Annotated in this window: 16 protein-coding genes; 5 read left to right on the top strand and 11 right to left on the bottom strand. The window is 72.7% G+C overall.

The features are described from left to right. Nucleotides 1–5: 5 nt before the first annotated feature. Entirely contained in the window at nucleotides 6–932 is a 927-nt protein-coding gene (locus ACIBSV_RS28815) for a Scr1 family TA system antitoxin-like transcriptional regulator (protein ID WP_395868026.1), read from the bottom strand. Nucleotides 933–1,076: 144 nt separating this feature from the next. Beyond that, nucleotides 1,077–1,310 (bottom strand): DUF397 domain-containing protein, encoded by a 234-nt coding sequence (locus ACIBSV_RS28810; RefSeq protein WP_395868025.1) that lies wholly within the window; start codon nucleotides 1,308–1,310, stop codon nucleotides 1,077–1,079. 657 nt (nucleotides 1,311–1,967) lie between these two features. On the opposite strand from ACIBSV_RS28810, the gene ACIBSV_RS28805 reads away from it, so the two are divergent. Beyond that, nucleotides 1,968–4,874: a LuxR C-terminal-related transcriptional regulator gene (locus ACIBSV_RS28805; protein ID WP_395868023.1), complete on the top strand. Its 2,907-nt coding sequence runs from the start codon at nucleotides 1,968–1,970 to the stop codon at nucleotides 4,872–4,874. A gap of 56 nt (nucleotides 4,875–4,930) precedes the next feature. Here the strand turns inward: ACIBSV_RS28805 and ACIBSV_RS28800 are convergent, their stop codons facing one another. The 7 genes from ACIBSV_RS28800 to ACIBSV_RS28770 all read right to left on the bottom strand — a co-directional run bounded on the left by ACIBSV_RS28800 (nucleotide 4,931) and on the right by ACIBSV_RS28770 (nucleotide 17,486). Next, the gene (locus ACIBSV_RS28800) at nucleotides 4,931–5,803 is read right to left on the bottom strand and encodes a class I SAM-dependent methyltransferase (RefSeq protein ID WP_395868021.1); all 873 of its coding nucleotides are present in this window, start codon (nucleotides 5,801–5,803) and stop codon (nucleotides 4,931–4,933) included. Then, nucleotides 5,800–7,185 (bottom strand): cytochrome P450, encoded by a 1,386-nt coding sequence (locus ACIBSV_RS28795; protein ID WP_395868019.1) that lies wholly within the window; start codon nucleotides 7,183–7,185, stop codon nucleotides 5,800–5,802. Before ACIBSV_RS28795 ends, ACIBSV_RS28800 begins: the two co-directional genes overlap by 4 nt. Nucleotides 7,186–7,244: 59 nt before the next feature. After that, a complete protein-coding gene (locus ACIBSV_RS28790; RefSeq protein ID WP_395868017.1) occupies nucleotides 7,245–10,271 on the bottom strand; it encodes an NHLP bacteriocin export ABC transporter permease/ATPase subunit in 3,027 nt (1,008 codons plus the stop codon). Between the two features lie 152 nt (nucleotides 10,272–10,423). Beyond that, the gene (locus ACIBSV_RS28785) at nucleotides 10,424–12,694 is read right to left on the bottom strand and encodes an NHLP family bacteriocin export ABC transporter peptidase/permease/ATPase subunit (protein WP_395868016.1); all 2,271 of its coding nucleotides are present in this window, start codon (nucleotides 12,692–12,694) and stop codon (nucleotides 10,424–10,426) included. Beyond that, nucleotides 12,691–13,506, bottom strand: coding sequence for an HlyD family efflux transporter periplasmic adaptor subunit (locus ACIBSV_RS28780; protein WP_395868014.1), 816 nt, complete (start codon nucleotides 13,504–13,506; stop codon nucleotides 12,691–12,693). Before ACIBSV_RS28780 ends, ACIBSV_RS28785 begins: the two co-directional genes overlap by 4 nt. After that, nucleotides 13,490–15,049, bottom strand: coding sequence for a SagB family peptide dehydrogenase (locus tag ACIBSV_RS28775; RefSeq protein WP_395868013.1), 1,560 nt, complete (start codon nucleotides 15,047–15,049; stop codon nucleotides 13,490–13,492). The genes ACIBSV_RS28780 and ACIBSV_RS28775 overlap by 17 nt, the downstream gene beginning before the upstream one ends. A gap of 133 nt (nucleotides 15,050–15,182) precedes the next feature. Next, nucleotides 15,183–17,486 carry a TOMM precursor leader peptide-binding protein gene (locus ACIBSV_RS28770; RefSeq protein WP_395868011.1) on the bottom strand — a complete coding sequence of 768 codons (2,304 nt, stop codon included), beginning with the start codon at nucleotides 17,484–17,486 and terminating at the stop codon, nucleotides 15,183–15,185. Between the two features lie 468 nt (nucleotides 17,487–17,954). Here ACIBSV_RS28770 and ACIBSV_RS28765 point away from each other — a divergent pair, with 468 nt between their 5' ends. The 4 genes from ACIBSV_RS28765 (at nucleotide 17,955) to ACIBSV_RS28750 (ending at nucleotide 22,233) form a co-directional block, all read left to right on the top strand. Next, a complete protein-coding gene (locus ACIBSV_RS28765; RefSeq protein ID WP_395868009.1) occupies nucleotides 17,955–18,344 on the top strand; it encodes a hypothetical protein in 390 nt (129 codons plus the stop codon). Between the two features lie 42 nt (nucleotides 18,345–18,386). Then, a complete protein-coding gene (locus tag ACIBSV_RS28760; RefSeq protein ID WP_395868007.1) occupies nucleotides 18,387–18,746 on the top strand; it encodes a hypothetical protein in 360 nt (119 codons plus the stop codon). Between the two features lie 210 nt (nucleotides 18,747–18,956). Then, complete coding sequence (locus ACIBSV_RS28755; protein WP_395868006.1) at nucleotides 18,957–20,063, top strand: hypothetical protein; 1,107 nt, start codon at nucleotides 18,957–18,959, stop codon at nucleotides 20,061–20,063. A 52-nt stretch (nucleotides 20,064–20,115) separates the two neighbouring features. Beyond that, nucleotides 20,116–22,233: a radical SAM protein gene (locus tag ACIBSV_RS28750; protein ID WP_395868004.1), complete on the top strand. Its 2,118-nt coding sequence runs from the start codon at nucleotides 20,116–20,118 to the stop codon at nucleotides 22,231–22,233. A gap of 140 nt (nucleotides 22,234–22,373) precedes the next feature. Here ACIBSV_RS28750 and ACIBSV_RS28745 read toward each other — a convergent pair whose 3' ends face one another. Beyond that, a complete protein-coding gene (locus ACIBSV_RS28745) occupies nucleotides 22,374–22,670 on the bottom strand; it encodes an acyl carrier protein (protein ID WP_395868002.1) in 297 nt (98 codons plus the stop codon). A 74-nt stretch (nucleotides 22,671–22,744) separates the two neighbouring features. Continuing rightward, nucleotides 22,745–24,484, bottom strand: a complete 1,740-nt coding sequence (locus tag ACIBSV_RS28740; protein WP_395868000.1) for a fatty acyl-AMP ligase — start codon at nucleotides 24,482–24,484, stop codon at nucleotides 22,745–22,747. Nucleotides 24,485–24,492 lie beyond the last annotated feature (8 nt).

Below are 24,492 nucleotides of genomic sequence, written 5' to 3'. Positions count from 1 at the left end.
ACGGGTCAGTCGGTCCGGCCCGCCGCGAACCGCCGTTCGGCGTCGCGCAGCATGCGTTCGCTGGACAGGCGGTCCTCGGCGGCGGCCCACAGTCGCAGCAGGATCTCCCGATAGGCGTCGATGTCCGCGCGCCTGCTCAAGTACGTGGCGCTATTGGCCTGTTCCAGGTAGATCATCTCGCTGGGGCCGCCCGACGCGAAGCGCAGATACGTCATCGGCGACGGCGGCGTGATGCTGGCGGCGCGGTCGAAGCGTACGACGCGGATGTTGATGCGATCCCGCCCCGACTCCGCCAGCAGGTGGCGCATCTGCTCGGCCATCACCTCCGGGCCGCCGACCGGGCGACGCAGGATGCCCTCGTCCAGCAGCGCGGTCAGGTCCGGTCGGCGCTCGTCCGCGAGCAACGCCTGGCGCCGGCAGCGCAGATCGATCCGTCGCTCGACCTCCTCGTCGTCGGCGCGCGGCAGCCCGGTGCGTACGATCGCGCGGGTGTACGAGGGCACCTGCAACAGGCCCGGGACCACGTGCACCTCATAGGTGTCGATCTTGGTGGCCGAGTCCTCCATGCCGATCAACCGTGCCAACCAGCCCGGCATCACGTCGCTGTAATGGCTCCACCACGCCCGCTCCAGCGCCTTCTTGAGCAACTCCTCTATCTCGGAGAGGGATTCCTCGTCCCGCACCCCGTAGAAGTGGACCAGGTCGAAGACGTCCCGGGCGCGTGGCGGGCTCTCGCCCCGCTCCAGACGGCTGATCTTGGACATCGAGGCCCGGATCGCCTCGGCCGCGTCCTTGAGTCCCTTGCCGTTGTCCAGGCGCAACTTGCGCAGCGTGGCCCCGAGCACCTTCACGGCCGCGGCCGGATTGCTCTGCTGGGTCAGTGACACCACGGGTGCGATCGACGGGGCGCGGGCCGGGCGGTCGGCGGACATACGGGCTCCAGGAATGGACGTGTCGACGCACGCCATTATCGCGAGTCGAAACCCGCCTGTCCGTCGATCCCACGGCCGAGCCCGGGCCCGGACCTTCCTCAACCTCGCCCGCACCGCCCGCGCCTCGCCCGGACCCCGCCCGGATCAGTCGATCGGGGAATCGACCCCGCCGTTCTTGGCACCCGCGACGAACGCGGCGATCTCCGCCCGCGCGTAGACCAGAGCCGGTCCCCGCGCGCGCCGCGAATCGCGCACCGCGACCTCCCCCTCGGGCAGCACGGCGAGTTCGACACAGTTGCCCTCGGCCGTGCTCGCGCTGCTCTTCACCCACGTCACGGACCCGAACGAGTCCGCCGGATCCCCGTTGCCGGCACGCATCCTCATCACCCTTTCCGATCCCGCCCGATCGCGACCCGCACGGCGCGATCACGGACGCGACAGCCGTCTCGCAAAACCACCTGCATTTGCATCATGGGACCGAGTGAACGTCCCGTCACGGGAAACCGACCCGGAAGTCCCCCGAAAGAGTGCCCGATCCGGGTCGGCGCAGACCTCCCGAAGTCGCACCCGATCCCGCCCGATCGCCCCCGCCCCCCGAACGACCGGCGCCGTAACCCGGGGCGCCCGCGGCAACCGACCCGACCCCTCGAAACCGGTCTCCGGGAGAGAGATCCGGCCGAAATCAGAGGGTTGACCGGCGCCCGGAGCGAACTTGGGATTTGTTCAACACACGGTCACAAGATCCTTGCGCGCAGTTGGCAATCGGGACTTGTGGCCCGCCGCCGCAATGGCGTAACAAGGAACCCGCCGATGGTGTGACACAGCTGATCGGCGTGCCCCACACCGCGGTTCCGCGACCGCGGAACCCGACGGGGAGGGGCCGCGCGGCACGACCGGAACCACCCACGCACGGCTGGACAGGCGGGACGTCCTCCCACGTCCCGGAACGAGACACACCGCTCCGGCCCCGCGGGGAGCCGCCGGCGGCGTCCCCGACGAGCAACGCTGTGCCCACTTTCCCCGCACAGCGCCGCGGTGGGGGCCGCGCCCGGGGGAAGGGACGCTTCAGTGGAACCGGAGCGGGTATCCGAACTTTCCGATCTACTCGCGTACGCACGCGCTTCTCGTACCGGCGCCGGCGGGCGAGCCGTGATCATCAGAACCCCGTCCGGCATGTGGTGCCGTGAACTGCTCGTCGAGTTCACCGACCGACAACGCCGCGCCGGCGCCGCGCCGATCCTGGTCTCGTGCCAACACCGCGACGCGGACCAGCCTTTCGCCGCGCTGCGCCAGCTGCTCACCGGCCTCGACGACGCCGCCGACACCCCCGGCGACTCTCGCTTCGACGAACTGCGCCGGGCTCTGCCGCACGCCGTCCCCGACAACGACCGGCAGCTGTTCGACGAGCTCTACGAGGCGCTGCTGCCCGCGGTGCGGCGCTGCCCCCGAGTGATCGTCGTCGACCACGCGCAGTGGATGGACGACGCCTCGCTGCGGTGGTTCGCGCACCTGGTCCGCCGACTGTCCCGACTGCCGCTGCTGGTGGTGCTCGGCGTACGCGTCGACGACGACCTGCCCGCGCGCGACGCGCTCGAGGACATCGGCGCGCAGGCCGCGTGCCACGAGACCACGCTGCGCCCGCTGTCCGTGCACAGCGCCCGCGAACTCGTGCAACGGGCCTACGGCGGCCGAGCCCCCGACGAACCGTTCGTACGGCTGTGCCACCAGGTCACCGGCGGCGTGCCCGAATACCTGGCCCGGCTGGTCGACACCCAACTCCAGGCCGGGCTGCCCCCGGAACTCGGGCCCACCCGCTCCGGGATCCACGTCGACGGCAGGCCCCGGCTCACCCGGGCCGATCACATCCGCCGCATCGCCGCCCGGATCGAGGCCGCGGCGGTGACCACCCGGCTGGCCCGACAATCCGAGCGGGTCCGCGCGCTGGCCCAGACCGCCGCGTTGTTCGGCGACGGCGCCGACCTGGACATCGTCGCCGACCTGCTGGGCACCGGTCCGGACCGGCTGGACGGCCCGCTGGCCGAACTGGTCCGGATCGGCGCGCTGCGCCGCGCCCCGGTCGGCAGCCGGCTGATGTTCCGTACCCCCGAACTGCGGGACGCCGTCCACGACACCATCCCGGAGAAGCTGCTGCGCGACCGACACCTGCGTGCCGCCCGGCGCCTCGGCGACTATGGCGCACCCCCCGTACGCGTCGCCGAACACCTGCTGCGAATCGACACGCTGGACCTCGACGACCACGCGTGGGCGGGTGCGGTGCTGCACGAGGCGGGCCGCACCGCGCTGGAGGCGGGCGCGACGCTGCGCTGCGCCGAGTACGCCCGGCGGGCCCTGCGCGACGACCCGGCCCCCGAACACCGGGCCCGTCTACTCGTGTTGCTCGGTCGGGCCGAGGTGCCGACCGCGCCCGAGGCCGCCGCGCGGCACCTGGAGGAGGCGCTGCGACTGCTGACCGACCCGGCCGAACGCGCCGAGGCGGTCCTGGAGTTGTGCCACGCGCACGTGCTGCGCCAGGGGGACTGCGTGGAGTCGGTGATGCGCCCGGCCCGCAGCACCGCGTCGCGACTGGGCGAACTGGCCGAGCAGGACTGCCCCGACCCCGACGTGCGGCTGCGCCTGCGCGCCGTCGTCCACCAGGGGGCACCGCACGGCGGCCGGCCCACACGCGAACTGCCGCACGGCACGGATTCGCCGGTGGACTTCACACGAGTCACCGGAGTCACCGCCGGCGAGCGCGAACTGCTCGCCGCGTTGGCCTCGGACAGTGCGTGCCGGGCCGAACCCAGCTCGGTGGCGCTGGACCTGATCGAACGCGCGCTCTCCGGGGAAGCGCCGCGCGGCAGCGCCTCGGCCCTGCTCCTGCTGCGCAGTGTCGTGGTGTTGGCCTGGGCCGGACGGCTCGACGAGGCCCGGGCGTGGGCGGCGGGCCTGACCGCGACCATCCCGATCGGGCCCGCGCACTCGCGGATCGGCCTGCCCGCCGTGGTCGCGCACTGCCTGTGCGCGGACATCGCGCTGCGGGCCGGGAACCTGCCCGAGGCGCTGTCCGAGGCGCGCACCGCGAGCCGACTCGCGCGCGGCCCCGAACTGTCCGCCCTCGCCCAACTGACCCGCGTGCAGTTGGCGCGCATCCGGGTGATCCTGGGCCAACACGACGCAGCCACCGCGATGTTGCGTGGATCCCTGGGCGTACCCCGGGCCCGGGCCACCGCGCTGGGCGTGCGCGGGCGATGTCGGCACGCGATGGGGGACATCCGAGGAGCACTGACCGACTATCTCGAATGCGGCCGGCGACTGGCCGAGCTGGGCATCGTCAACCCGGCGTTGAGCGACTGGCGAGGTGGCGCGGCACTGGCGCTGACCGAACTGGACCGGTGCGCCGAAGCGGTGCCGCTGCTGGACGAGGGTCTGGACATCGCCCGGCGCTGGGGCGCCGCGGCCACCATCGGTGAGGCCCTGCGCAACCGGGCACGGATCGAACCCCCGCGCGCCGCGGCCCGATTCCTGGAGGAGTCGGTCGCCGTCCTCGAACACTCCGGCGCCCGTCTGCAACTGGCCGAGTCCCTGGTGGAGTCGGGCCGGATGTACGCGCTGGCCGGGCAACCGGCGGCGGCCCGGCAGTCGTTGCGGCGCGGGATGGGCCTGGCCCAGGAGTGCGGTTGGGACCTGCTGGTCGAGCGGGCGCACAAGGACCTGCTGGCCTGCGGCGGCCGACTGCGCCGCACCAGCCTGTCCGGTCCCGGTTCGCTGACCCCCTCCGAACGCCAGATCGCCGAACTCGCCGCCGCCGGGCACACCAACCGTGCCATCGCCGAGTTCCTGTGCGTCACGCGCGGCACGGTGGAGGTGCACCTGACGCACGTCTACCGCAAGCTGGGCATCTCCGGCCGCTCCGCGCTGTCCACCCGGCTGGCCTCGAAGTAGCCGCCGACGCCGACCCGGGCCGGCCCGACCCGCGTCTCGCCCGCGCCGAACCGCGCCTATGGCGCGCTTCGGCGCGGGCGAGACGCGGTGTGCCCGGCCCGGGGCACCCGCCCACCCACCGCGAAGCCCAGCAGCATGGTGAACCCGTCCAGCGCGACGAACCGCTCCCACGCCGCCATCGCCCTGGCGTACACGCCCAACCCCAGGACGCCCCGCTCGACCAGCGGGAGCAACCGTTCCGGGGACAACTGCGGCCCGAGCGCGCCGACGCCGCCGACCTCGTCGCTGGTGTAGGCGAACGGCCGTACGGTGATCTCCTCCAGGCCCGCCGCCCGCAGGATCCGCGGCAGCCTGCGCGCCACCAACCGGTCCCCGCCGTCCGCCGCCTGGGCCGAACCCAGCGCCCGGTAGGCCTCGGCGGAGAAGGCCGACATGTCCGGGTCGGCGCAGCCCCACAGCCCGGCGTCCACGTCGACGACGGCCAACCGTCCGCCCGGCCGCACCAGGCTCGCGAGGGACCGCGCGGCCCCGACCGGGTCGGCCAGATGCTGGAAGACGTACCGAGCCAGCACCAGATCGAACCCCGCCGCCGGCAACGGGGGGCGGGCCAGGTCGCCCGCCACGTAGCGAATCCCGTCGTCCGACCCCTGCGCCCGAGCCACCGCCAACAGTCGCTCGTCCGCGTCCAACCCCACCACCCGCGTGCCGGGGTCGACCAGTCGCGCCCGCAGCCGCCGGGTGACCGCTCCCGTGCCGCAGCCCGCGTCCAGCACCGCCCCGCCCGAGGTCGGCGCCCACTCGGCGAGCACCCGCCACTCGTGTGCCCAGCTCAACTCCGCCTGGGTCTCCAGCCGGCGCACCTCGGCCGGCACCCCGCCCCACTCGGCCTGCGGCCGGTAGCTGCCGCCGGGGTGGATCGCGCCGCTCACCGCGCGCCGCCGTCCGCGAGCAGGTGCGGCGTCATCAGCAGCCCGTCCCGCGGGCGCAGCGTCACCAGTGCCTCCGGCACCACCGGATGGCCGACCACGCCGCGCAGTTCCAGCCGTTGCAGGATGGTGGCCAGTACCAGGATCGCCTCCGTGGTCGCGAACGACTGGCCGATGCACACCCGGGGCCCGCCGCCGAAGGGCACGTACGCGTGCGCGGGTCGCCCCTGCCGCGCGGTCGCGGTGAAGCGGGCGGGCCGGAACTCCTCGGGTGCGTCCCAGACGCGCGGGTGCCGGTGCAGGGTCCACGGACTGATGCACACCAGCGTGCCCGCGGGCACCGTGAGTCCGTCGAGGACGTCCTCCGTGTTCGCCCGCCGGGAGATCAGCCACACCGGGGGATACAAGCGGATCGCCTCCTCCAGGCAGCGCCGGGTCAGATCCAGGCGCGGCAGGTCCTCGGCCCGGGGCGCTCGGCCACCGAGCACCTCGGCCAACTCCGCCCGGACCGCCGCCGCGTACTCCGGCCGGCGGTCCAGCAGATGCACCGTCCAACTCAGCGCCTTGGCCGTGGTCTCGTGCCCGGCCATCACCATGGTCAGCACCTGATCGTGCAACTCGCGATCACTGAACGCGTCCCCGTGCGCGTCGCGCGCGGCGAGCATCGCGTCCAACAGGTCGGCGGGGCGATCCGACGGCGGTCCGGTGTAACGGCGTGCGGCCACCAGCATCCCGACCACCCGCTCCAGGAAGGTTTGCGCGGCCAGGTACGACCCGCGCAGCCGGCGGAACGCGACGTCGTCCACGACCGACGCGTTCGGCTCGCCGTCGAAGTGGCCGATGAAGCGGTTGATGTCGTCGACGGCACGCCCGAATCCGGGCCCGGCCGCGGCCAGATCCGCGCCCAGCAGGGCGTCCGCGACGATCCGCAGGGTCAGCGCGGTGAAGTCGTGGTCCACCCGCACCGGGCGACCGGCCCGCGCGGCCTCGCTCCACGCGTCGGCGAGATCCGTGGCGGCGTCGGTCATCAGGGTGTCGAACGCCTCCACCTGCCGGGCTCGGAACGCCGGCGCGCACAAACGCCGTTGCCGCTCCCAGGTCGGCCCGTCGCTGGTCAGCAGCCCGGTGCCGAGCAGCGGAGTGAGCATGAAGTCGTCGGGCGTGCCCGCCTTCGTCCACGCGGTGTAGTTGTCCTTGAGGACGTGCCGGACCAGATCGGGGCGATTGACGAACCACACCACCTCGCCCCGGGTGCGATGGCTGCACAGGTCGCCGTATTCGGCGGCGAGTTCGCTGAGGAAGGCGAGCGGGTCGTCCCGGATGCCGGCCAGGTCGAGTTCGTCGGCGGGCCCGGGTGGACGCCGGCGGACGGGGGATTCGGACACGAGGAACCTCCTGGAGCCGGCCTGCGGATACCGGCGACGGACGCGAAATCGGCCACGAACTAGGCCATCTGACGTTGCACCAGCCGGTGGAACAGCCCGTCCTCGTCGGCCAGCAACTGGTCCGGCGGTCCCTGCTGCACCACCCGCCCGGCGTCGAGCACGATGATGCGGTCGGCCTGCATCACCGTGGACAGCCGGTGCGCGATGATGATCCGGGTGGCGTTGAGCCGGCGGGTGCTCTGGGTGACCACCTCCTGTGTGCGGTTGTCCAGCGCGCTGGTCGCCTCGTCGAAGAACAGGATGCGCGGTCGGCCGATCAGTGCCCGGGCGATCATCAGGCGCTGCCGCTGGCCGGCGGACAGGGTCACCGCACCGTCGTTGAGGACGGTGTGCATGCCCATCGGCATATGGCCCAGGTCGTCGTCCAGACCGGCCATCTCGGCGGCCTCCCATGCCTCGTCGAGGGTGTAGTCGCGCAGCCCGCAGATGTTGTGCAGCACGCTGCCCGCGAACAGTTGGCCGTTCTGCAACACCACGCCGAATTGGCGGCGCACGGCCGCCACATCCAGCGACGCCAGGTCCTGCCCGTCGTAGAGCACCGAACCGGTGGTCGGCTCCTCGAAGCCGATCAACAACCGCAGCAGGGTCGACTTGCCGCAGCCGGTCGGCCCGACGATGGCCACGAACTCGCCGGGACGGGCCCGCAGGTTCACGTCCTCCAGTACCGGCGGGCTGTCCCGGTGGTAGCTGAACGACAACCGGCTGACCTCGATGCCGCCGTACAGATCACCGGGCGGCTGCTTGGACTCCAGGACCTCGGGCAGCGCCCGCAGCACCGGCTGCACGCCCTCGTACAGCGGCACCGCCGCGGCCACCATGGTCACGCTCGCGGTCATCTGCAACATCGAGCCGAGCATCAGGGTGAACGCGACGTTGAAGGACAGGAAGTCGCCGACGTCCAGTTGCCCGGAGGCCGGACCCGAGACCATCGCGAACAGCACGAGCGTGCAGGCGAGCAGGTAGGCCGAGTTGAACACCGTGACCAGGTTCTGCAGGCGGCGGGTGCGTACGGTCAGCATGCGGCCGCGGGCGAAGGCCATCGCCCAGAACGCGAACGCCCGGTCCTCGGCCGCTGCGACACGCAACTTGGGCAAACCGGAAAGAAGTTGGAACATACGGCCGGACAACAGGTGTTCCTCGGCCACGAGTTCGCGCTGCCAGCGCATCTGGCGCAGTCCGGCGACCGCGCAGACCGCGCCGCCCAGCAGCGCGAGCAGGCAGGCCACCAGTGCGAGCGGCACGCTGTAGAAGAACAGCAAACCCAGATCGACCGTGAAGACCAGGAACGCGGGGACGAACAACGCGGTGACCCCGCTGAGGATCTCGCGCAATCCGCTGATGCCCATCGCGGCGCTGCTGAGCGAGCCGGAGGAGACGGAGGCGAAGAACCCGGTGGGCAGCCGGAGCAGCCGATCCCACACGGCCGCCTGCGCGGACGCCTCGAACCGGCCCTCGATCCGCAGCAGGGACAGGTTCTGCACCGCGGAGAAGGCCGCGGCCAGCAGGGCGGACGCGATCAGGACCACGCACATCTGGGAGACCAGGACCCGATCGCTCTGCGGCACGAACACGCCGAGCACCTTGCCGGTCAGCACGGGCACCAGCAGACCGAGCAGGGCCGCCGCCAACCCGCAGGCGAGCAGCACGAGCAGATCGCGTGCGCTGCCCCGGACGCCGAAGCGCAGCAGCGCGCCCCGGCCGCCGGGCTGCTCGGGCAGCGGCGGGTAGAACATCGTCGCGCGGCGCTCCAGCGTGTCCGCCAGCGCCCGGGTCACCGGCCTCCAGTCGGCGCCGGAGGAGTCGAGCACGTGATAGCGCCGCCGCCGCCACACCAGCGCGACCGGGCGGCGGGTGTCCGGATCGTTGTCCACCGCGCGCACATGGCCGACCAGCGGGCCCGAGTCGGTGCGCCACCAGCGGTCCACCAACTGCACGTCGCGCACCCGGAACCCGGAGGAGACGGCGATCCGCTCCAGCGGGTGCAGTCGCGCGTCGGAGGCCTCCGAGGTGCCCGAGCGGGTGACCCGGACACCGCCCGCCTGTCCGACCACCCGGGCCACCGCGAGGTAGTCGTCCTGATCGGCCGCGTCCAGGCCGGGCCGGTGGGCCGGCCGATACGGGTCGAGCACCGCGCCCAACGCGCGCGAGGAACGGCGCAGCGCGTCCGCGTCGACCAGCCGCCGGGCGTCCAGTTCCCGACCCGCGTTGCCGCGTCGGCCGCGCAGCCGTTCGTCCACGCGCTGCATCAGGGTGTGCTGATGGCGGGCCAGGTCGGTGGCGAACACCGCCTCCGAGAGCACGTCGCGGGTGCGGACCGCGTGCACGAACGCGCCGCCGGCGGAGTACAGCCAGTCGGCCGCGCCGATCGCGAGCCGGCCGCCGAACCCGACGGTGGGCACCGCCTCGGCATCGCCGGCGTCCTCCGCGGCGGGTCGGATCGCGCCACCCGGTCCACGCTCGTCGGGCTCGACGGCGTCCTCGTTCGGCCCGCCGATGGCAACGGAGCCGGAGAGCACCCGCACCCACAAGGTGCCCTCGACCGAGCGGGCCGAGCCGCCGGCGGGCATCTCCGCGCCGTCCCCGGCCTCCAGGGCGGTGAAGGTACGCGGTGGCAGGCCCATTCGGACCGCGTCGGCCAGCGCGCCCAGGCCGCGGTCCAGGCAGGCCGCGAAGCAGCCCGCGAACGCGTCGTCCCCGGCGGCGGCGGTGAGCACGTCGGTGAGCGCGGCGGTGCGCACGGCCCCGCCGGGCAGCGGTTTGCCCAGCATCGCGGTGCCGCCCGCCGGCACCCCGCACAACGCGGTCCCGGCGCCCACCCGGCACAGGAACTGCCAGCGACCGCCCTCCTCCTCGGTGGTGGCGAACACGTCCACCATGCCGGCGGTGACGAACCACACCTCGTGCGCGCCGACGAGCGGGAAGGCACCGGCGACGTCGGGCCCCAGCCGGTCACCCAGCGCGCGCAGGTCCAACGGGGTGTCGCCGGGCGGCTCGGCGGGTTCGAAGCCCTGCGGGGGCTCGGTCATCCTGCTTCCTCCATCGGGCGGTTCGCGGGCGGCGGGCAAGGCGTCGGGTGGTGGCGTCCGGTGCCGGGGACGTTGCCGGCGACCGTGACGGGCACGGCGTCGAAGGCGATGGGTCGGCCGAGGCGCCGGCGGAACCGCGCCTCGGCCGGCGCCTACTGGTCGCGGATGAGTTCGGCGTACGGCCCGGCGACGGCCGCCAGCGCGTGGTGGCTGCCGCGTTGCGCGACCCGGCCCTGTTCGAGCACGACGATCTCGTCGCTGTCGCGCACCGTGGACAGGCGGTGCGCGATGATCACGCACGCACAGCCCCGCCGACGCAGGTTGTCGTCGATGGTCGCCTCGGTCTGCGCGTCCAGCGCGCTGGTGGCCTCGTCCAGGACCAGCACACTGGGATTGCGGACCAGCGCGCGGGCGATCTCCAGGCGCTGCCGCTGGCCGCCGGAGAAGTTCTTGCCGCCCTCGGCCATCGGGCTGTGGATGGTGCCCGGGCGGGCCGCGACCACGTCGTACACGGCCGCGTCGCGCAGCGCGGCCACCACCGCCTCGTCCGGGATCGAGTCGTCCCACAGGGTGACGTTGTCGCGCACGGTGCCCTCGAAGAGGAAGATGTCCTGGTCCACGAACGCGACCGCGGTGCCCATCACATCGCGCGGATAGTCCCGTCGCGGCCGGCCGTCGAAGAGCAACTCGCCGGTCCACGGCTCGTACAGGCCGGCGATCAACCGGCTCACCGTCGATTTGCCGCTGCCCGAACCGCCGACCAGCGCGACCCGCTCGCCCGGGCCCACCCGCAGCGAGAAGTCGTCCAGGAGCGGTTTGCCCAACGGGCTGTAGCCGAAGGTGACATGGGAGAGCTCGACCCGACCGGCGAGCACCGGGGTGGTGTCGTGCCCGTTCCCGAACCGGGCCCGGCGGGCCTGTTCGTCCTCCAGGAACTCCGGTGCGGGCGGGAACTTCTCGATGTCCTTGAGCCGGTGCAGGTCGGCGGTCACGTCCTGCAGGCGCGGCCCGAGGTTGGCGAGTTGGGCCACCGGTCGGCTGAACGAGTTGACCAGTGTCTGGAAGGCGACCAGCAGGCCGATCGACATGTGCCCGTCGATCGCCCGCAGTCCGCCGATCCACAACAGCAGGCCGCTGTCCACCGCGGCCAGCAGCGGCGGGACCACGGCCAGGATCGAGGTGGGCGCGCCCAGCGTCTGCTGTCCGGACACCACCCGGGCCTGGAACCCGGCCCAGCGCTTGAAGTAGTCGCCCTCGGCGCCGGATGCCTTGAGCGTCTCGATCAGTTGCAGGCCGTTGTACGAGGCGGCGACCAGGCCGGAGCGGTCCGCGCGCAGCCGGGCCACGGTGTCCGTGCGCATCCGCGAGACCAGCTTGAGCACCACGATGTTGAGCATCGCCACGCCCACCCCGACCACGGTGAGCTGCGCGTCGTAGGTCCACAACAGGCCCGCGTAGACCAGCACCAGGAGCGTGCTGACCGCGGTGGTGGCCACGTCGCGGGACAGGATCTGCGCGATCGTGGCATTCGAGGAGACCCGTTTGCCGATCTCGGCGGGACTGCGCTGGGTGAAGAACACCACGGGCAGACGCAGCAGATGGCGCACCACGCGTACCGAGCTGCGGATCGAGGACGCGGACTCGACGCGCAACAGGTGGGCCTGTTGCAGCATGGTCAACCCGACCGTGACCGCCGCCGCCAGCCCCATCGAGGCGAGTAGCGCGGGCAGGAACGAGTGGTCGCCGCCGGTGAGGACCCGGTCGATGTACACCCGGGTGAAGGCGGGCGCGGCCAGCCCGGGCAGGATCAGCAGCAGGCTGGCCAGCAGCGCGAGCAGCAGCGCGCCGCCGCTGCTGCGGTAGCGCGCCCGCAGGTCGGCGAGCAGTCGGGGCGAGTGCCCGCCGCGGCGGAAATCCGGGCCGGGCTCGAAGGTGAGCACGATGCCGGTGAACGCGGCGTCGAACTCCTCGAGGGTGACCACCCGGCGGCCCTGCGCCGGGTCGTTGAGGCGCATCACCGGTCGGCCGAGCCGGCGGGCCGGGCCCTCGTAGACCACGAAGTGGTTGAACTTCCAGAACAGGATGGCCGGCGGCCGGCCGCGGAGCAGCGCGGCGGTCTCCATCTGCATGCCGCGCGCGGTCAGACCGTACGCGCGCGCGGCGCGCAGCAGGTTCGCCGCCTTGGCGCCGTCCCGGGAGACACCGCACGCGTGGCGCAGTTCCTCCAGCGGCACGTGACGCCCGAAGTGGGCGAGCACCATGGCCAGCGCGGCGGCGCCGCATTCGACGGCCTCCAACTGGATGACCGTGGGGGTGCGGACCGACGTCCGGCGTTCGCCGGACTCGCGGCGGCGTCTTCCGGGCTCGGCCGGGGCGGGAGGTCCGGTCGGTGCCCCGGCCGGCGGGGGCGAGGTGGTGGTCATCCAGGAAGCAGCCAATCGAGCGGGCGCTCGCCCGGCAGGCGGGCGAAGCCGGTGATGGGGGTCTGCGAGTCGATCCGGAACGGCGGACCGGACTTGTTGGTCCACCGATAGCCGCTGAGTGTGCGCGGATCGGTCTCCAGGTCGACGGTGACCCGGACCGCGCCGCCGGCGGACAACAATCGGGCCGCGGCCTGTTGGTCGCCGCCGAGGAAGTCGGTCACCTGTTGGGCGGTGTAGGGGAACTGGTCGATCGCGGTGATCCGGCCGCGCAGCAGTCCGAACGCCTGGGAGGGCGCGGACTGGACGGACACGTCCACCTGGGTGCCCGGGCGCAACATGCCGGCACTGCGCGGCGAGACGAACAGCGTGGCCAGCAGTCGGTCGTCGTTGGCGTCGGTGCGCTCGACGGTCATGAACGTGGTGCCCACCGAGATGTACTGGCCGCTGGAGACCAGGACGCCGATCACCCGGCCGGCGAACGGCGCGCGGACGATCTGGGTGGCACCCTGCTGGTCGACCACGGACAACACCGGGGTGCCCTTGGGCACCAGCGTCGCCGAGTCCACGAACAGGTTGGACACCAGGCCGGTCTGCGGGCTCTGCACCCGCGAGACGCCCAATGGGTGGGTCAGGATGCCGGGCACCTTCACCTTGCGGGGGAGGGTGCCGGTCGCCGACCACCCGGCGGCGCAGCCGACCAGCAGGGCCAGGGCCAGCAGCAGGGCCCACGCGCGGGGGCGAGCCAGGCGGATCGGCGCGTCCAGTTCCTCGGGTGCCTTCAGCGCCTCCAGGGCCTCACGACGAAAGTGCATCGCGGCCTCCCATCGGGCCCGCGCGCTCGGGGTGGTGCGGCTCGACCCGGTGCGGCTCGACGCGATCCGGGTCGAGGTGATCGGATTCGACGTGATCGGGTTCGACCCGGTGCGGCTCGGGGCCGACCGTGCCGAGCAGGAACTCGCCGACGCTGCCCTCGTGTTCCCACCGGTTGCCGGTGGCCAGCGCGAACATGTCGGAGTCGCCGCCGCCGAGCCCGCACGCGGCCAGGCCCATCGCGGTCGCCACCAGGTACATGGTCTGGTAGAGCACGCCCACGTGCTTGAGCACGAGCGCGTAGCCCATCGTCTGGTACTTCCACATCACCCGGCCGAAGCGCGCGCTCACCACCAGCACCACCTGCGGCGGCGCGGTCATCAAGGACGTGGCGCGGGCCACCTCGGACAGCCGGTGCACCGCCGGGCCGGGCTCGGCGACGCGTTCGAGGCGATGCTCCCGCGGGTCGTAGTGGTAGAGCCCGGGCTCGATGCCCTCGACGTTGTTGATCAGCGGGTACAGCTCCAACTCGTGGCAGCGCCCGCCCGAGGGGTAGGGGCGGTCGCCGATCTCCTGGCGCTCCTCGTGGAAGATCGCCCGGTTGCGGGCCGTGCGGTACAGGAACTCGCCGAGTTGGTCCAGGGTCAGCGGCGCCGCGTCGTCGTGCGCGCGGATCGAGCGGCGGCCCTCCAGCACCTCGGTGAGGGTGGGGTCCGTGCGGCGCACCGCGTCCAGGTCCGGGCGCGGCAGGTCGATCGCGTCGCCGGGGAACGCCGGGCGCACCGCGGGCAGCGGCGGCGCCGAGGCGGCCCGCCAGTAGGTGCCGCCGTACGGCAGGTCGTGGCGCCCGGCGCGGGTGCGGCCGTGGAACCACAACTCGTGCGGCGACCACTGGGCCCGGTCCGGATCGGCGTCCTCGGTCTCGGGATCCACCAGCAGGCCGTGTCGGGCCAGCAGGTCCAGCGCCCGGCCGACGCCCGGTGGTGATTCGGCGGGCCGGTGTGGCAGGCCGGCGAGCAGCGCGGCCAGCGCCGGGTCGAGCAGGTCGGCGGCGACCGGGGCCAACGGCGACTCCAGGACGGTGTGTTCGCCGTCGCGGCGCAGCACCGCGAAGCGGGACAACCGCAGCCGGGTCCGGTCCACGGCGGCGGTGCCGCGCGCGGCCTGCGGCGCCGGCGGCGCGAGCGGACGCAACGTCAGCAGGGGCCGGCCGGCCGCCTCCAGGCGGATGCTCAGCCAGCCGCCGGTGCGCAGCCGGCGCAGCAGCGTGGGCAGCTTGAGCAGCGCCGCCTCGCCCTCGCGCGCGATGACCACCTGATGCAGGTCGTCCTCGACGCACGGATGGGCGGCGAGCAGCGCGACGGCCGCCGCGACGCCCGGCGTGAGCACGCCCAGTGCCAGCCCGCGCGGGCCGAGGAAGAGCAGCGTCGCGCCGTCCGCGCCGGTGCTCACCCGGGCGCCGGGATGCAGGGCGATGCGTTCCACCGGCGCGGACTCGGTGGGTGTGGCGACCGCCGCCGCGGGCGGGGTGCCGAGGCTGGTCATGGAACCTCCGGGGCAGGTCGGGCCGTACGAGGGCCGCGCCGGGGCGGGCGGTGCGGCCGGTCCGGGGCGCGAGGCCGGAGCCGGCCGGCCCCGGGGCGCGGGACGAGGCCGCGCCCCCGGGCCGCCCGGGTGCTCAGAAGAAGACGCTGTACGGGTTGAGCTCGGCCTCGGGGGTGGGCGCGTCGAGCCAGCCGAGCCGCACCGGCGTGTCGTACATCCGGCCCGGACCCAGGCGCCGCCAGAAGTGCCGCAGCCCCGGCACCATCACCTTGGCCACGTGCAACTCCAGGTCGGGCAGCGACTGGTCGAGCACGATCACCTCCAGGTCGACCGCGCGCAGCCGGTCCACCGTGTTGCGGATGTCGCGCGCGATGTCCCCGCTGTGCAGGGTGCCGTAGCCGGCCAGGGTGGTGGCCGGCAGGTGCGGCGCGGGCAGCGCCCACGGCTCGCGCTCGGCGGTGGCGGTGTGCAGCCAGGCCAGGGTGTGCGGATCGTCCTCCCAGTACTTGGTGGTGCCGTCCGGGTTGCGGTTGATCACCGCCGGGAGGAACTGGTTGACCTCGGTGAGCGCGCGCAGCACCGCGATCCGTACGTCCAGGTGCGCGCCGAAGCCCAGCAGGATGTCCTCCACCGGGTGGTCGGTGCGCCGCGAGACCGCGGCGAACGTGGGCACACCCAGGTCGGTGGTGATGTCGACGACCTCCAGCGTGCGCTGCATCCCGGCGTAGAACTCGCGCAGGGTGTCCACGTACGGCTCGCGCAGCGAGTCCAGGTCGAAGCCGGGGCGCAGCGCCCGGTTGTACCACCACAGGCCGACCGCATCCCGTTCGCAGCTCTCGAACAGGCCCTGCATGATCGCCTCTTCGAGGGTGTTCCCGGAGGCGTTGCCGTTGCCGTCGCTGAAGCAGAAGAAGTGCTCGTGCAGGTCGGGGTGGCCGAACCAGGAGTAGCCGGCCGGCACCAGGCGGGGCCGGTCCCCGGTCAGCGACCACGCGCGGGACCACTGCAGGCGCCGGTCCTCGTCGAAGCGCTCGGGCACCAGGTGCAGCCGCCCGGCCGATTCGCGGTTCCACCTCTCGCGCGTCTCGTACTGGTTGTCGGAGTACAACAACAGGTCGTAGGGGTGCACGGCCAGGTCCGGGCCCAGTTCGGCGAACGAGCCCGGCTCGGTGGTGCGGTCCGCGCGCCATACGCCCGAGTAGCGCTCGATCGCCTCGCAGACCCCGCTGACCCGCGCCTGGACGTCACTGCGGCCCTTGCCGCCGCTCTGCCCGCGCAGGTTGCGCCGCAACATCGCGATGTTGTGCCCGGGGACGGCGAAATTGTGGCTCGCCGAGTAGCTGAAGGTGACGCCGTTGTCGACGTCGTTGAGCAGGCGCAGCGAGCTGATCGCGCCCAGCAGCCGGCTGATGTGCTTCTCCAGGCGCTTGAACGTGTCGTCCGGGCGCATCGTGCGGTGGCCACCCTCGTCGTCGAACACCACCGGCTGGTCCGCGAGTTCGATTCTGGGGTCGCGGTCGAGCAGGAGCGTGGGGTCGCCGCAGGCCGGACACTGGGGTTGGCGGATCAGGCGATGTTGTTCCAGGCGCCGGCCGGCAACGTGCAGCGAGACCAGGACGCCCTCGTGGTCGGAGCGCCCGGCGGCCAGCAGTTCGGCGGCGGCCGCGGCGACCAGGTGCGCGGACAGGCCCACCGACCACGCGGTGGCGGCCAGCGACGTGCGGATCGGCTCGTCCGCGACGGTGCCGTCGTCGCGCCGCCGCAGGAAGGTTTCCACCTGCTGGTTGCCGGCCAGCCGGTGGGCCAGGCAGTGCCAGCAGCCGGTCTTCCCGGGTACCAGGTAGGGGCCGGTCCACACCTCGGCCCCAGTGGGCTTGGCGAGCAGCCACGGCAGTGCCTCGGCGCGCAACCGGGCGTCCATCGCGTCCAGTCGGGGGTCGAGGTAGTCGTCGGTGAGCACCACCGTCAGGTCCGGTCCGCGCCGTCCCTCACTCGCCCCGGCGCCGACCTCGGCCGGGGTCACCGGGGTCACCGTCGCGCCGATCTCGCGCAGCGCGGCGACCACGGCGGCGGCGTCCACCGCGCCCAGCGCGGCCACCTCGATCCGCGCCTCGCCGAGCCGGCGCAGCGCCGTCGCGGCGTCCAGTCCCAGGCCCTCCCAGGCCGCGGCGGTGGCCCTGTCCTCGCCCACCGCGCCGTCCACCAGGTGTCCGAAGCGCTGGAACTTGGAGACGGCGAAGACGACTTCACCCATGGTGAAGCGTTCGGCCAGCTTCTCGGTGATCTCCGCGATGGTGTGCGTGCCGTCGAGATACGGCAACACGGCGGTGACCGCCTTGCCCTGCACGAGGTAGTGGCCGTCCTCGCAGACGAGGAAGACCCGGTCGGGACCGAAGGCGCGAGCGACGAGATGTGCCTTGAGACGAGGCAGGTCCACGAATTCTCTCCCGGCGTAGTCGAAATTCCACGAGCGGCGTCGACGGCTGCTGCCGGTAATTCTTAGCCGCCGCCGATAGGCCCGGACAAGGTCGTTTCGGCGATTCTCCGCTGTTTCTCCGGTAGTCGTGCACTCGGGCATGGGGGTGCCCCTCGGATCCCTATCGGGGGGTGCCGCCTAACGTTGGGGGGTGTCTCGATTAGCTTCCCGGACCGGCACTTTGACCTGCGGGAGGTGAGGGCCGAGGTGTGGGGGAGGGGCGCCCTAATCATGGGATCCGGTAATTATGAATTCGGGCATTGACGGGCCACCGGCCGCCTCCGCATGCTTCCGGTATCGCAGCCGACGTCGATCCGAAACCGGCGTGAACAGGCGCCGAGCAGGTGGAACGTCGTTATTCCGGACCGATTCGAATCGGCGCGGAATTCGCTGCACGACCCGAAGTCGGACCCCATGAAGGAGATTCGGATGGACCCCAGGGACAGGGCCGCGTTCGTCAGGTCCTACACGAAGGTGTTGACCGCGGCCTGGTCGGACGACGAGTACGCGGCCCGGCTCGAGAACGACCCGCGCTCCGCGCTGGCCGAGCACGGCCTGGAACTGCCCGCCGGCGCCACGGTGCGCATCGTGCGCAACCTCGGCGGCGAGCCGGACCTGGACAGCCAGGTCGAGCTGTGGGAGAGCGGCGCCGAGACCAACTCGTACGAGCTGCGGGTGCCCAACTCGCCGCAGATCGAGATGCGCGAGCTCTCCGAGGCCGACCTCGAGTCCGTCGCCGGCGGCGGCCTGGACTCGCCGCAGAACCCCGACGACACCACGTACTGCTGCTGCTGTTCTCCGTGCTGCTGCTGCACCTGATCCGCAGCGCACCCGACCGACGTCGCGGAGAGGAAGGCTCGCATGGAGCCCAGGGAAAGAGCCGCGTTCGTCGGCTTCTACGCCAAGGTGCTGACCTCGGCGTGGTCGGACGACGACTACGCGGCCCGCTTGGAATCGGACCCGCGAGCCGCCCTCGCGGAAATGGGCTTCGAGCTACCCGCCGGTGCCACGGTCAGCATCATCCGTGAGGCCGGTGGCGAGCCCGACCTGGAGGCCCAGGTGCACGCCTGGGCGGAGGGCGCCAAGACCGGTCGATACGAACTGTGGGTACTGGACTCGCCGTTGCTCGAGACGCGCGAGTTGTCCGAGGCCGACCTGGACTCGGTCGCCGGCGGCGACGCGTACAGCTGTTCCTGCTCGCCGTGCTGCACCAGCACCTGATCGACGCCCGCTCGGCCGGGTGAGCACCGATCGGCGCCCGATCGAGTGCCGATCGGCCACACCCGCACGCGATCGCCCGCATCCGCACCCGAGCGGCACGTGGGGGACCGCCTGATCCACCGCTGTCCGTACAGCCGGTTCCGGCGCCCCGGGAGTCGTCCTCCCGCGGCGTCGGAACCGCCCCGTTCCACCGACCCGAGGCGGAGAGAGATGCCCGGACCAGCCGCGCCGGATGTGCGCGCACCGCGCCCCCTTCCGGTGCGCGTCACCTCCACGCCCGGCGACGCCCGCCGGGCGGCCTCGGGCGTTCGCCGCCGACTGGCCACGCTGGTGGCGGCCGTGCTGGTCGCCGGCGCCGTGCTGGCCGGCTGCGGGGACACCCCCGCCGACCCCAAACCGGCCACACCCCAGGGCGCCGCACCCCCGGTGGGCGTGGAACAGGCCACCCGGCTGCTGCACGAGTACGCCGCGGCCAACACCCGGATCAACGCGAGCCTGGACCCGGCCGCGGTGGACGCGATCGAAATGCCGCCCGCCTCGACCGGCAGCAAGGCCGGACTCCAGGTGGCCAAGACCCAGGCGGTCGTGGTGCCCACGACCGGATACGTGCAGCCCAGGTTCGTCTTCCCCCGACTGACCGGCTATCCGAAGTTCTTCGTCGCGATCACCCAACTGCTCCAGTCCGACACGGTCTCCCCCTCACCCAAGTACCTGCTGTTCGTGCAGGAGCGCGAGGACGCGCCGTGGAAGGTCGCCTACTACCCGTTCGTCACCGACCGCTCCGAGATCCCCGAACTGGAGCAGGACGCCACCGGCGGCGCCCCGGCGGTCGCCGACAGCGCCGGTCTGCTCGCCGATCCGGCCGCGCTGGGGCGCGCGTACCAGGACTACGCCCAGGGCAAGCGCGACCCCAAGGTGCCGCTGTCGCCGACCAAGACGCTCACCGGGCAGCTCACCGGCGGCTGGACCGCCGGAGTGCAGGCGCTGCGCGCCAAGGGCGCCCTGCTGGAGCGGGTGATCCCCACCGACGCGCCGCGCTACCCGACGTTCCTGCTGCGCACCCGCGACGGCGGCGTGCTCGCCTTCACCGCCGTCCAGGTCCGGGACACGATGACCGCCTCCGGCGGCAAGGACGGCGTACCGCTGGACGCGGGCAGCCGCGAGGCCGCGCTCGCGGGCAGTCCCGAGGGGGCCCGCGCACCGCAGTACGTGGTCGACCGCCTGGTGGTCTCGCTCAGCCACATCCCGCCGGCCGCCACCCCGGGCACCGGCGTGCAACTGATCGCCTACGGCGACTACGCCCTCTCGGTCACCTGAGCACCCGTCGGCCCGTCCGCTTCGTCACCGACCCCAGCAGGAGGCTCCCCGGATGTCGCCGTCGCCCGCCGCACCGGCCCGTCGCCGCCAGGTCCACCTGGTCGAGCTGACCGTGATGCCCGGCGTCCGCTACAGCGCCGTGCTCGGCCAGCTCCAGGCGGCGGCCCAGGCCGACCCCGGGCTGGCCGCCGCGACGAGCTTCCACAAGCACGTGCACCTCCAAGGCGGCGGCGCCTACGCGCGCGCCGCCCGTACCGTGCTGGACAGCCTCGACGACCCGCTCGTGGTGGCCTTCACCGTCTACTTCTGGAACCGGGCCCGCACCCTGGAGCTGGCCCGGCGGGTCAAGGAGCGCTGGCCGCGCTGTCGGATCGTGGTCGGCGGCAACGACGTCACCCACCAGCAGCGCGAGCTGTTCGCCCAGGCGCCCTGGGTGGACGTACTCGTGCACGGCGAGGGCGAGTTGCGCTTCCGGGACCTGCTGCGGGCCTTCCTCGCGCATCCCGACGCCCCGCTCGCCGACCCGATGCTCGGCGCGGCGTTGGCCGCGATCCCCGGGATCAGCCGGCCCGGGCCGAACGGGCGCCCGATCGACACCGCCGACGCGCCTCGGGTGAGCGACCTGGACGCGCTCCCCTCCCCGCTGCTGGACCCGGGCGTGTGGTCGGACCAGGACCTGGCCGCGTCCCGGATGATCGTCTACGAGACCAACCGGGGTTGTCCGTACTCGTGCGCGTTCTGTTACTGGGGCGGCGCCACCAACTCCAAGGTCCGCCAATACTCGCTGGAGCGCATCCGGGCCGAACTCGACCGGATCGTCACCCACGCCGGCAACGGCACCCAACTGTTCATCGCCGACGCCAACTTCGGCATCCTCCCGCGCGACACCGAGATCGCCCGGCACCTGGTGGAGCTGTGCGCGCGGCACCGCAAACGGCTGCTGGTGATGACCAACTGGGCCAAGAACACCAACGGGCGCGTCGTGGAGATCGCCTCGATCCTGCACGGGGCCGGCCTGACCGGCGCGATCACGCTGTCCGCGCAGTCCTTCGACGCCGAGGTGCTGCAACTGGCCAACCGCACCAACATCCGGGTGGACAACTACCGGCGCATGCAGCGGCAATTCCGCGACCGGGGCATCCCGACCTACACCGATCTGATCTGGGGCCTGCCCGGCGAATCGCTGGCCACCCACCTGGACGGCGTCGAGGAGGCGGTCGCCGCGGGCGGATCACCGGTGGTCTACCCGCTGCTGCTGCTCAACAACACCGACTACACCCACGCGCGCTTTCGCGACGAGCACGCGCTGACCACCCGACGCATGCCGTGCGACCCGGGCAACACGGACCTGATCGCCGACGTGGTCACCGGACACGCCCGGATGGACTTCGAGGACTGGCTGCGCGGCATGGAACTGCGCATCCCGCTCACGCTGTTCCACAAGTGCCTGCTGCGCTGCACCCTGCGCGTGCTGGCGCACACCACCGGCACCCGCACGGTCGACCTGGTCGCGGCGCTGGGCGAACACCTGCGCACGGGCGGCCCCGACCCGATCGCCGCGTACTGGTTCGGCGACTACACCCGCTCGTGGCGCGAACCCGAGCGTTTCCCGCGCGAGGCGCTGTACGCCGAACTCGGCGACGAGTTGATCCACGAGGAGGTGCACTACCAGGCGATCCTGCATCGCATGGTGCGCAACCCCGACCGTGCCCGGCAACACGCGCACGCGGCCGTGGACTTCCTCTACGAGCGTCTGGGCGCGGACCCGGTCGCGGCGGCCCGGCTGCCCGGGCGCGCGGACCTGGAGCGGGTGACGGAACTGGACATGGCCGCCGCCGCGGTGTTCCGGGCCGGCATCCACAAGGTGGCCGAGACGCACGAGTTCGCGGTGCCCGGTGCGCTGTGGGCGATCCTGCGCGAGCACGGCGACGTCCCCCCGGCCGACGACGAGATCGCCGCCGACACGGACGCCGGCCTCGGCGTGGACGTCGATGCCGACACCGACCCCGGTCCGGTCCGGGGCCGGGTCGCGGTGCCGCAGGCCCGGATCCATTACCCGTTCAGCGCGTACGCCCTGTCCGTGTGGCACGGCAGCGGCCGGCCGATCCACGACTGCGCGACCACCGCCCGATCCGCCGGCCGGCCGCTGCCGGCCTCCACGCTCCAATGAGATCGAGGCAGTCATGAATCGCACCGTGCGGGTGGCCGCCCCGATGCTCTACGCCACCGCGATCGTCCTGGCCTTCATGCTCGACACCCGGGCGGGCGTGGTGGTCTGCGTGGTCGGTGGCATGCTGCTGGGCGTGTTGTTCACGGTGGCCCGTCGCCGCCGACCGTCGCGTCCGCAGCCACCATCCGGCCCACCAACGACTCGGTGAACGCGGCGACCGTCGGGAACTCCCAGAGCGCGTCCGGTTCGATCTCGAAACCCACGCGCTCCTCGGTCTCGGCGAGCACGGACAACGCCGCCACCGAGTCCAGGCCGTAGTCGGTCATCGGCGTGCCGGGATCGATCGCATCGCGCGAGAGTTTCAACTCCTCGGCCAGAAAGCCGCAGAGCCAGCTCTGCAATTCGGCCCGCAGGACGTGCGCGGGAGAAGCGGGCATGTGCGGCTCCTTGGTCACGGCGGTGCGCTGCGCAAGGATCGGACCGATCCGATCCGGCGCGCCGGCGCGGACGGCTACTGCGGATCCCGGTAGAGCGAGGCCAACCTGCCCTCGTGGAACAACTCGCGCATCGCCGAGCGCTGGACCTTGCCGCTGGTGGTGCGCAACACGGTACCCGGGCTGAGCAGCGCCACCGTGCCCACCCGCACGCCGAACTCGCGGCCTACGGTGTGCCGCATCGCGGCCGCGAGCGCGGGCAGGCGCTCCTGGGGCACCCCGGTCACCTCGTGGGTGACCACGACCTCGGCGGACCCGGCGGTCGAACCGTTGGTGCCGGTGTCGAACACCACGCCCACCCGGCCCAGTTCCGGATGATGTACGCGCAATTCCTGCTCCACGTCCTGCGGATACACGTTGCGTCCGTGCACGATCAGCATGTCCTTGAGGCGGCCCTGTACGTACAACTCGCCGTCGTGGAGCACTCCCAGGTCGCCGGTGCGCAGATAGTCCCCGTCCTCGCCGAGCGCGGTGCGCGCGCCGAACACACCGCCGCCGTCGCCGTGTCCCCAGTAGCCGCCCGCCACGCCCGGACCGCGCACCCAGATCTCGCCCAGGCGGCCCTCGGGCAGCACCTCGCGCGAGTCCGGATCCACCACGCGGATCTCGCACGCCTCGGTGGGCGGACCGCAACTGATCACCTCGCGCGTGGCCCCACCCCGCGTCGCGGGCACGAACGTGCCCCGGGCGAGCGCGCCCAGGTCCACGCGCGTGGTCAGCGGCGTGCGTCCGCGCCGCCCGGACACGTACAACGTGGCCTCGGCCAAGCCGTAGCCGGGCAGCAGGGACTGCGGCCGGAAGCCCGCCGGGGCGAACCGCTGCGCGAACGCGGCCAGCACGCGCGGGTCGATCGGCTCCGAGCCGCACACCGCCACATCCCAGCGGGACAGGTCCAAACCGGCCACGTCCGCCTCGCCGATCTTGCGCAGGCACAGCTCGAAGGCGAAGTTGGGCGCGAACGAGACGTTGACGCCGTACGCGTCGATCAGCCGCAACCAGCGCAACGGGCGTCGCACGAAGGCGCTCGGCTGCATCTGCACGGCGCTGCCGCCGGCCAGCAGACCCCACAACAACTGGGCGTTGAGTCCCATGTCGTGGTAGAGCGGCAACCACCCGCCCAGCCGCATGTCCTCGGGCCAGGTCATGCCGCGCATCCCGGCGTGGGCGTTGTGCAGGATGTTGCCGTGCCGTACGACCACGCCCTTGGGACTGCCGGTGGAGCCCGAGGTGTATTGCAGCAGAGCGGTCGTGGATCGGTCCAGCGGCACCGGTGTCCAGGCGTCCGCGTCGTCGGCCAGGCCCGGTTCGTCGCCGGCGACGACCGGGACGTCGGCTGTTCCCGAGCCGGCGAGCCACTCGCGCACCTCGGCCGCGTCGGCGCACGTGGTCAGCACGGCGCCGATGCCGGCGTCCGCCGCGATCCCGACGAGCCGTTGCCGCTGATGCCGGTAGCGCCCGGGCAGGGGAGCCGGGATGGCGATCATTCCGGCGTACAGGCAGCCCAGGAAGGCCGCGACGAACTCGAGACCGTTGGGGTGCAGCAGGAGCACCCGTGAGCCCGGCGCGAGGTGCTGTTGCAGCCAGGCGGCCCGGCCGCGGGCCTCGCGGTCCAACTCGGCGTAGCTCCGGCGCCGCAATCCGCCCACCGGATCGTCCGGATCGGCGAGAAAGGCGACCGCCTCGGCCTGCGGTCGCTCCGCCGCGTGCCGGCGCAGCAGCGTCACCAGATCCGGCGCGTGGTCCAGGTCATCGATCATGCGAGTGT

Source organism: Embleya sp. NPDC050154 (genome assembly GCF_044460165.1).
Classification (GTDB): domain Bacteria; phylum Actinomycetota; class Actinomycetes; order Streptomycetales; family Streptomycetaceae; genus Embleya.
The sequence above is the reverse complement of the archived record's forward strand: the minus strand, read 5'-3'. Positions and strand labels throughout refer to the sequence as shown.

Excerpts from the sequence above, each read along its gene's own strand:
- ACIBSV_RS28815 (WP_395868026.1), bottom strand. The coding sequence starts at position 932 with ATGTCCGCCGACCGCCCGGCCCGCGCCCCGTCGATCGCACCCGTGGTG.
- ACIBSV_RS28810 (WP_395868025.1), bottom strand. The coding sequence starts at position 1,310 with ATGCGTGCCGGCAACGGGGATCCGGCGGACTCGTTCGGGTCCGTGACG.
- ACIBSV_RS28790 (WP_395868017.1), bottom strand. The coding sequence starts at position 10,271 with ATGACCGAGCCCCCGCAGGGCTTCGAACCCGCCGAGCCGCCCGGCGAC.
- ACIBSV_RS28785 (WP_395868016.1), bottom strand. The coding sequence starts at position 12,694 with ATGACCACCACCTCGCCCCCGCCGGCCGGGGCACCGACCGGACCTCCC.
- ACIBSV_RS28780 (WP_395868014.1), bottom strand. The coding sequence starts at position 13,506 with ATGCACTTTCGTCGTGAGGCCCTGGAGGCGCTGAAGGCACCCGAGGAA.
- ACIBSV_RS28775 (WP_395868013.1), bottom strand. The coding sequence starts at position 15,049 with ATGACCAGCCTCGGCACCCCGCCCGCGGCGGCGGTCGCCACACCCACC.
- ACIBSV_RS28765 (WP_395868009.1), top strand. The coding sequence starts at position 17,955 with ATGGACCCCAGGGACAGGGCCGCGTTCGTCAGGTCCTACACGAAGGTG.
- ACIBSV_RS28760 (WP_395868007.1), top strand. The coding sequence starts at position 18,387 with ATGGAGCCCAGGGAAAGAGCCGCGTTCGTCGGCTTCTACGCCAAGGTG.
- ACIBSV_RS28755 (WP_395868006.1), top strand. The coding sequence starts at position 18,957 with ATGCCCGGACCAGCCGCGCCGGATGTGCGCGCACCGCGCCCCCTTCCG.
- ACIBSV_RS28750 (WP_395868004.1), top strand. The coding sequence starts at position 20,116 with ATGTCGCCGTCGCCCGCCGCACCGGCCCGTCGCCGCCAGGTCCACCTG.
- ACIBSV_RS28745 (WP_395868002.1), bottom strand. The coding sequence starts at position 22,670 with ATGCCCGCTTCTCCCGCGCACGTCCTGCGGGCCGAATTGCAGAGCTGG.
- ACIBSV_RS28740 (WP_395868000.1), bottom strand. The coding sequence starts at position 24,484 with ATGATCGATGACCTGGACCACGCGCCGGATCTGGTGACGCTGCTGCGC.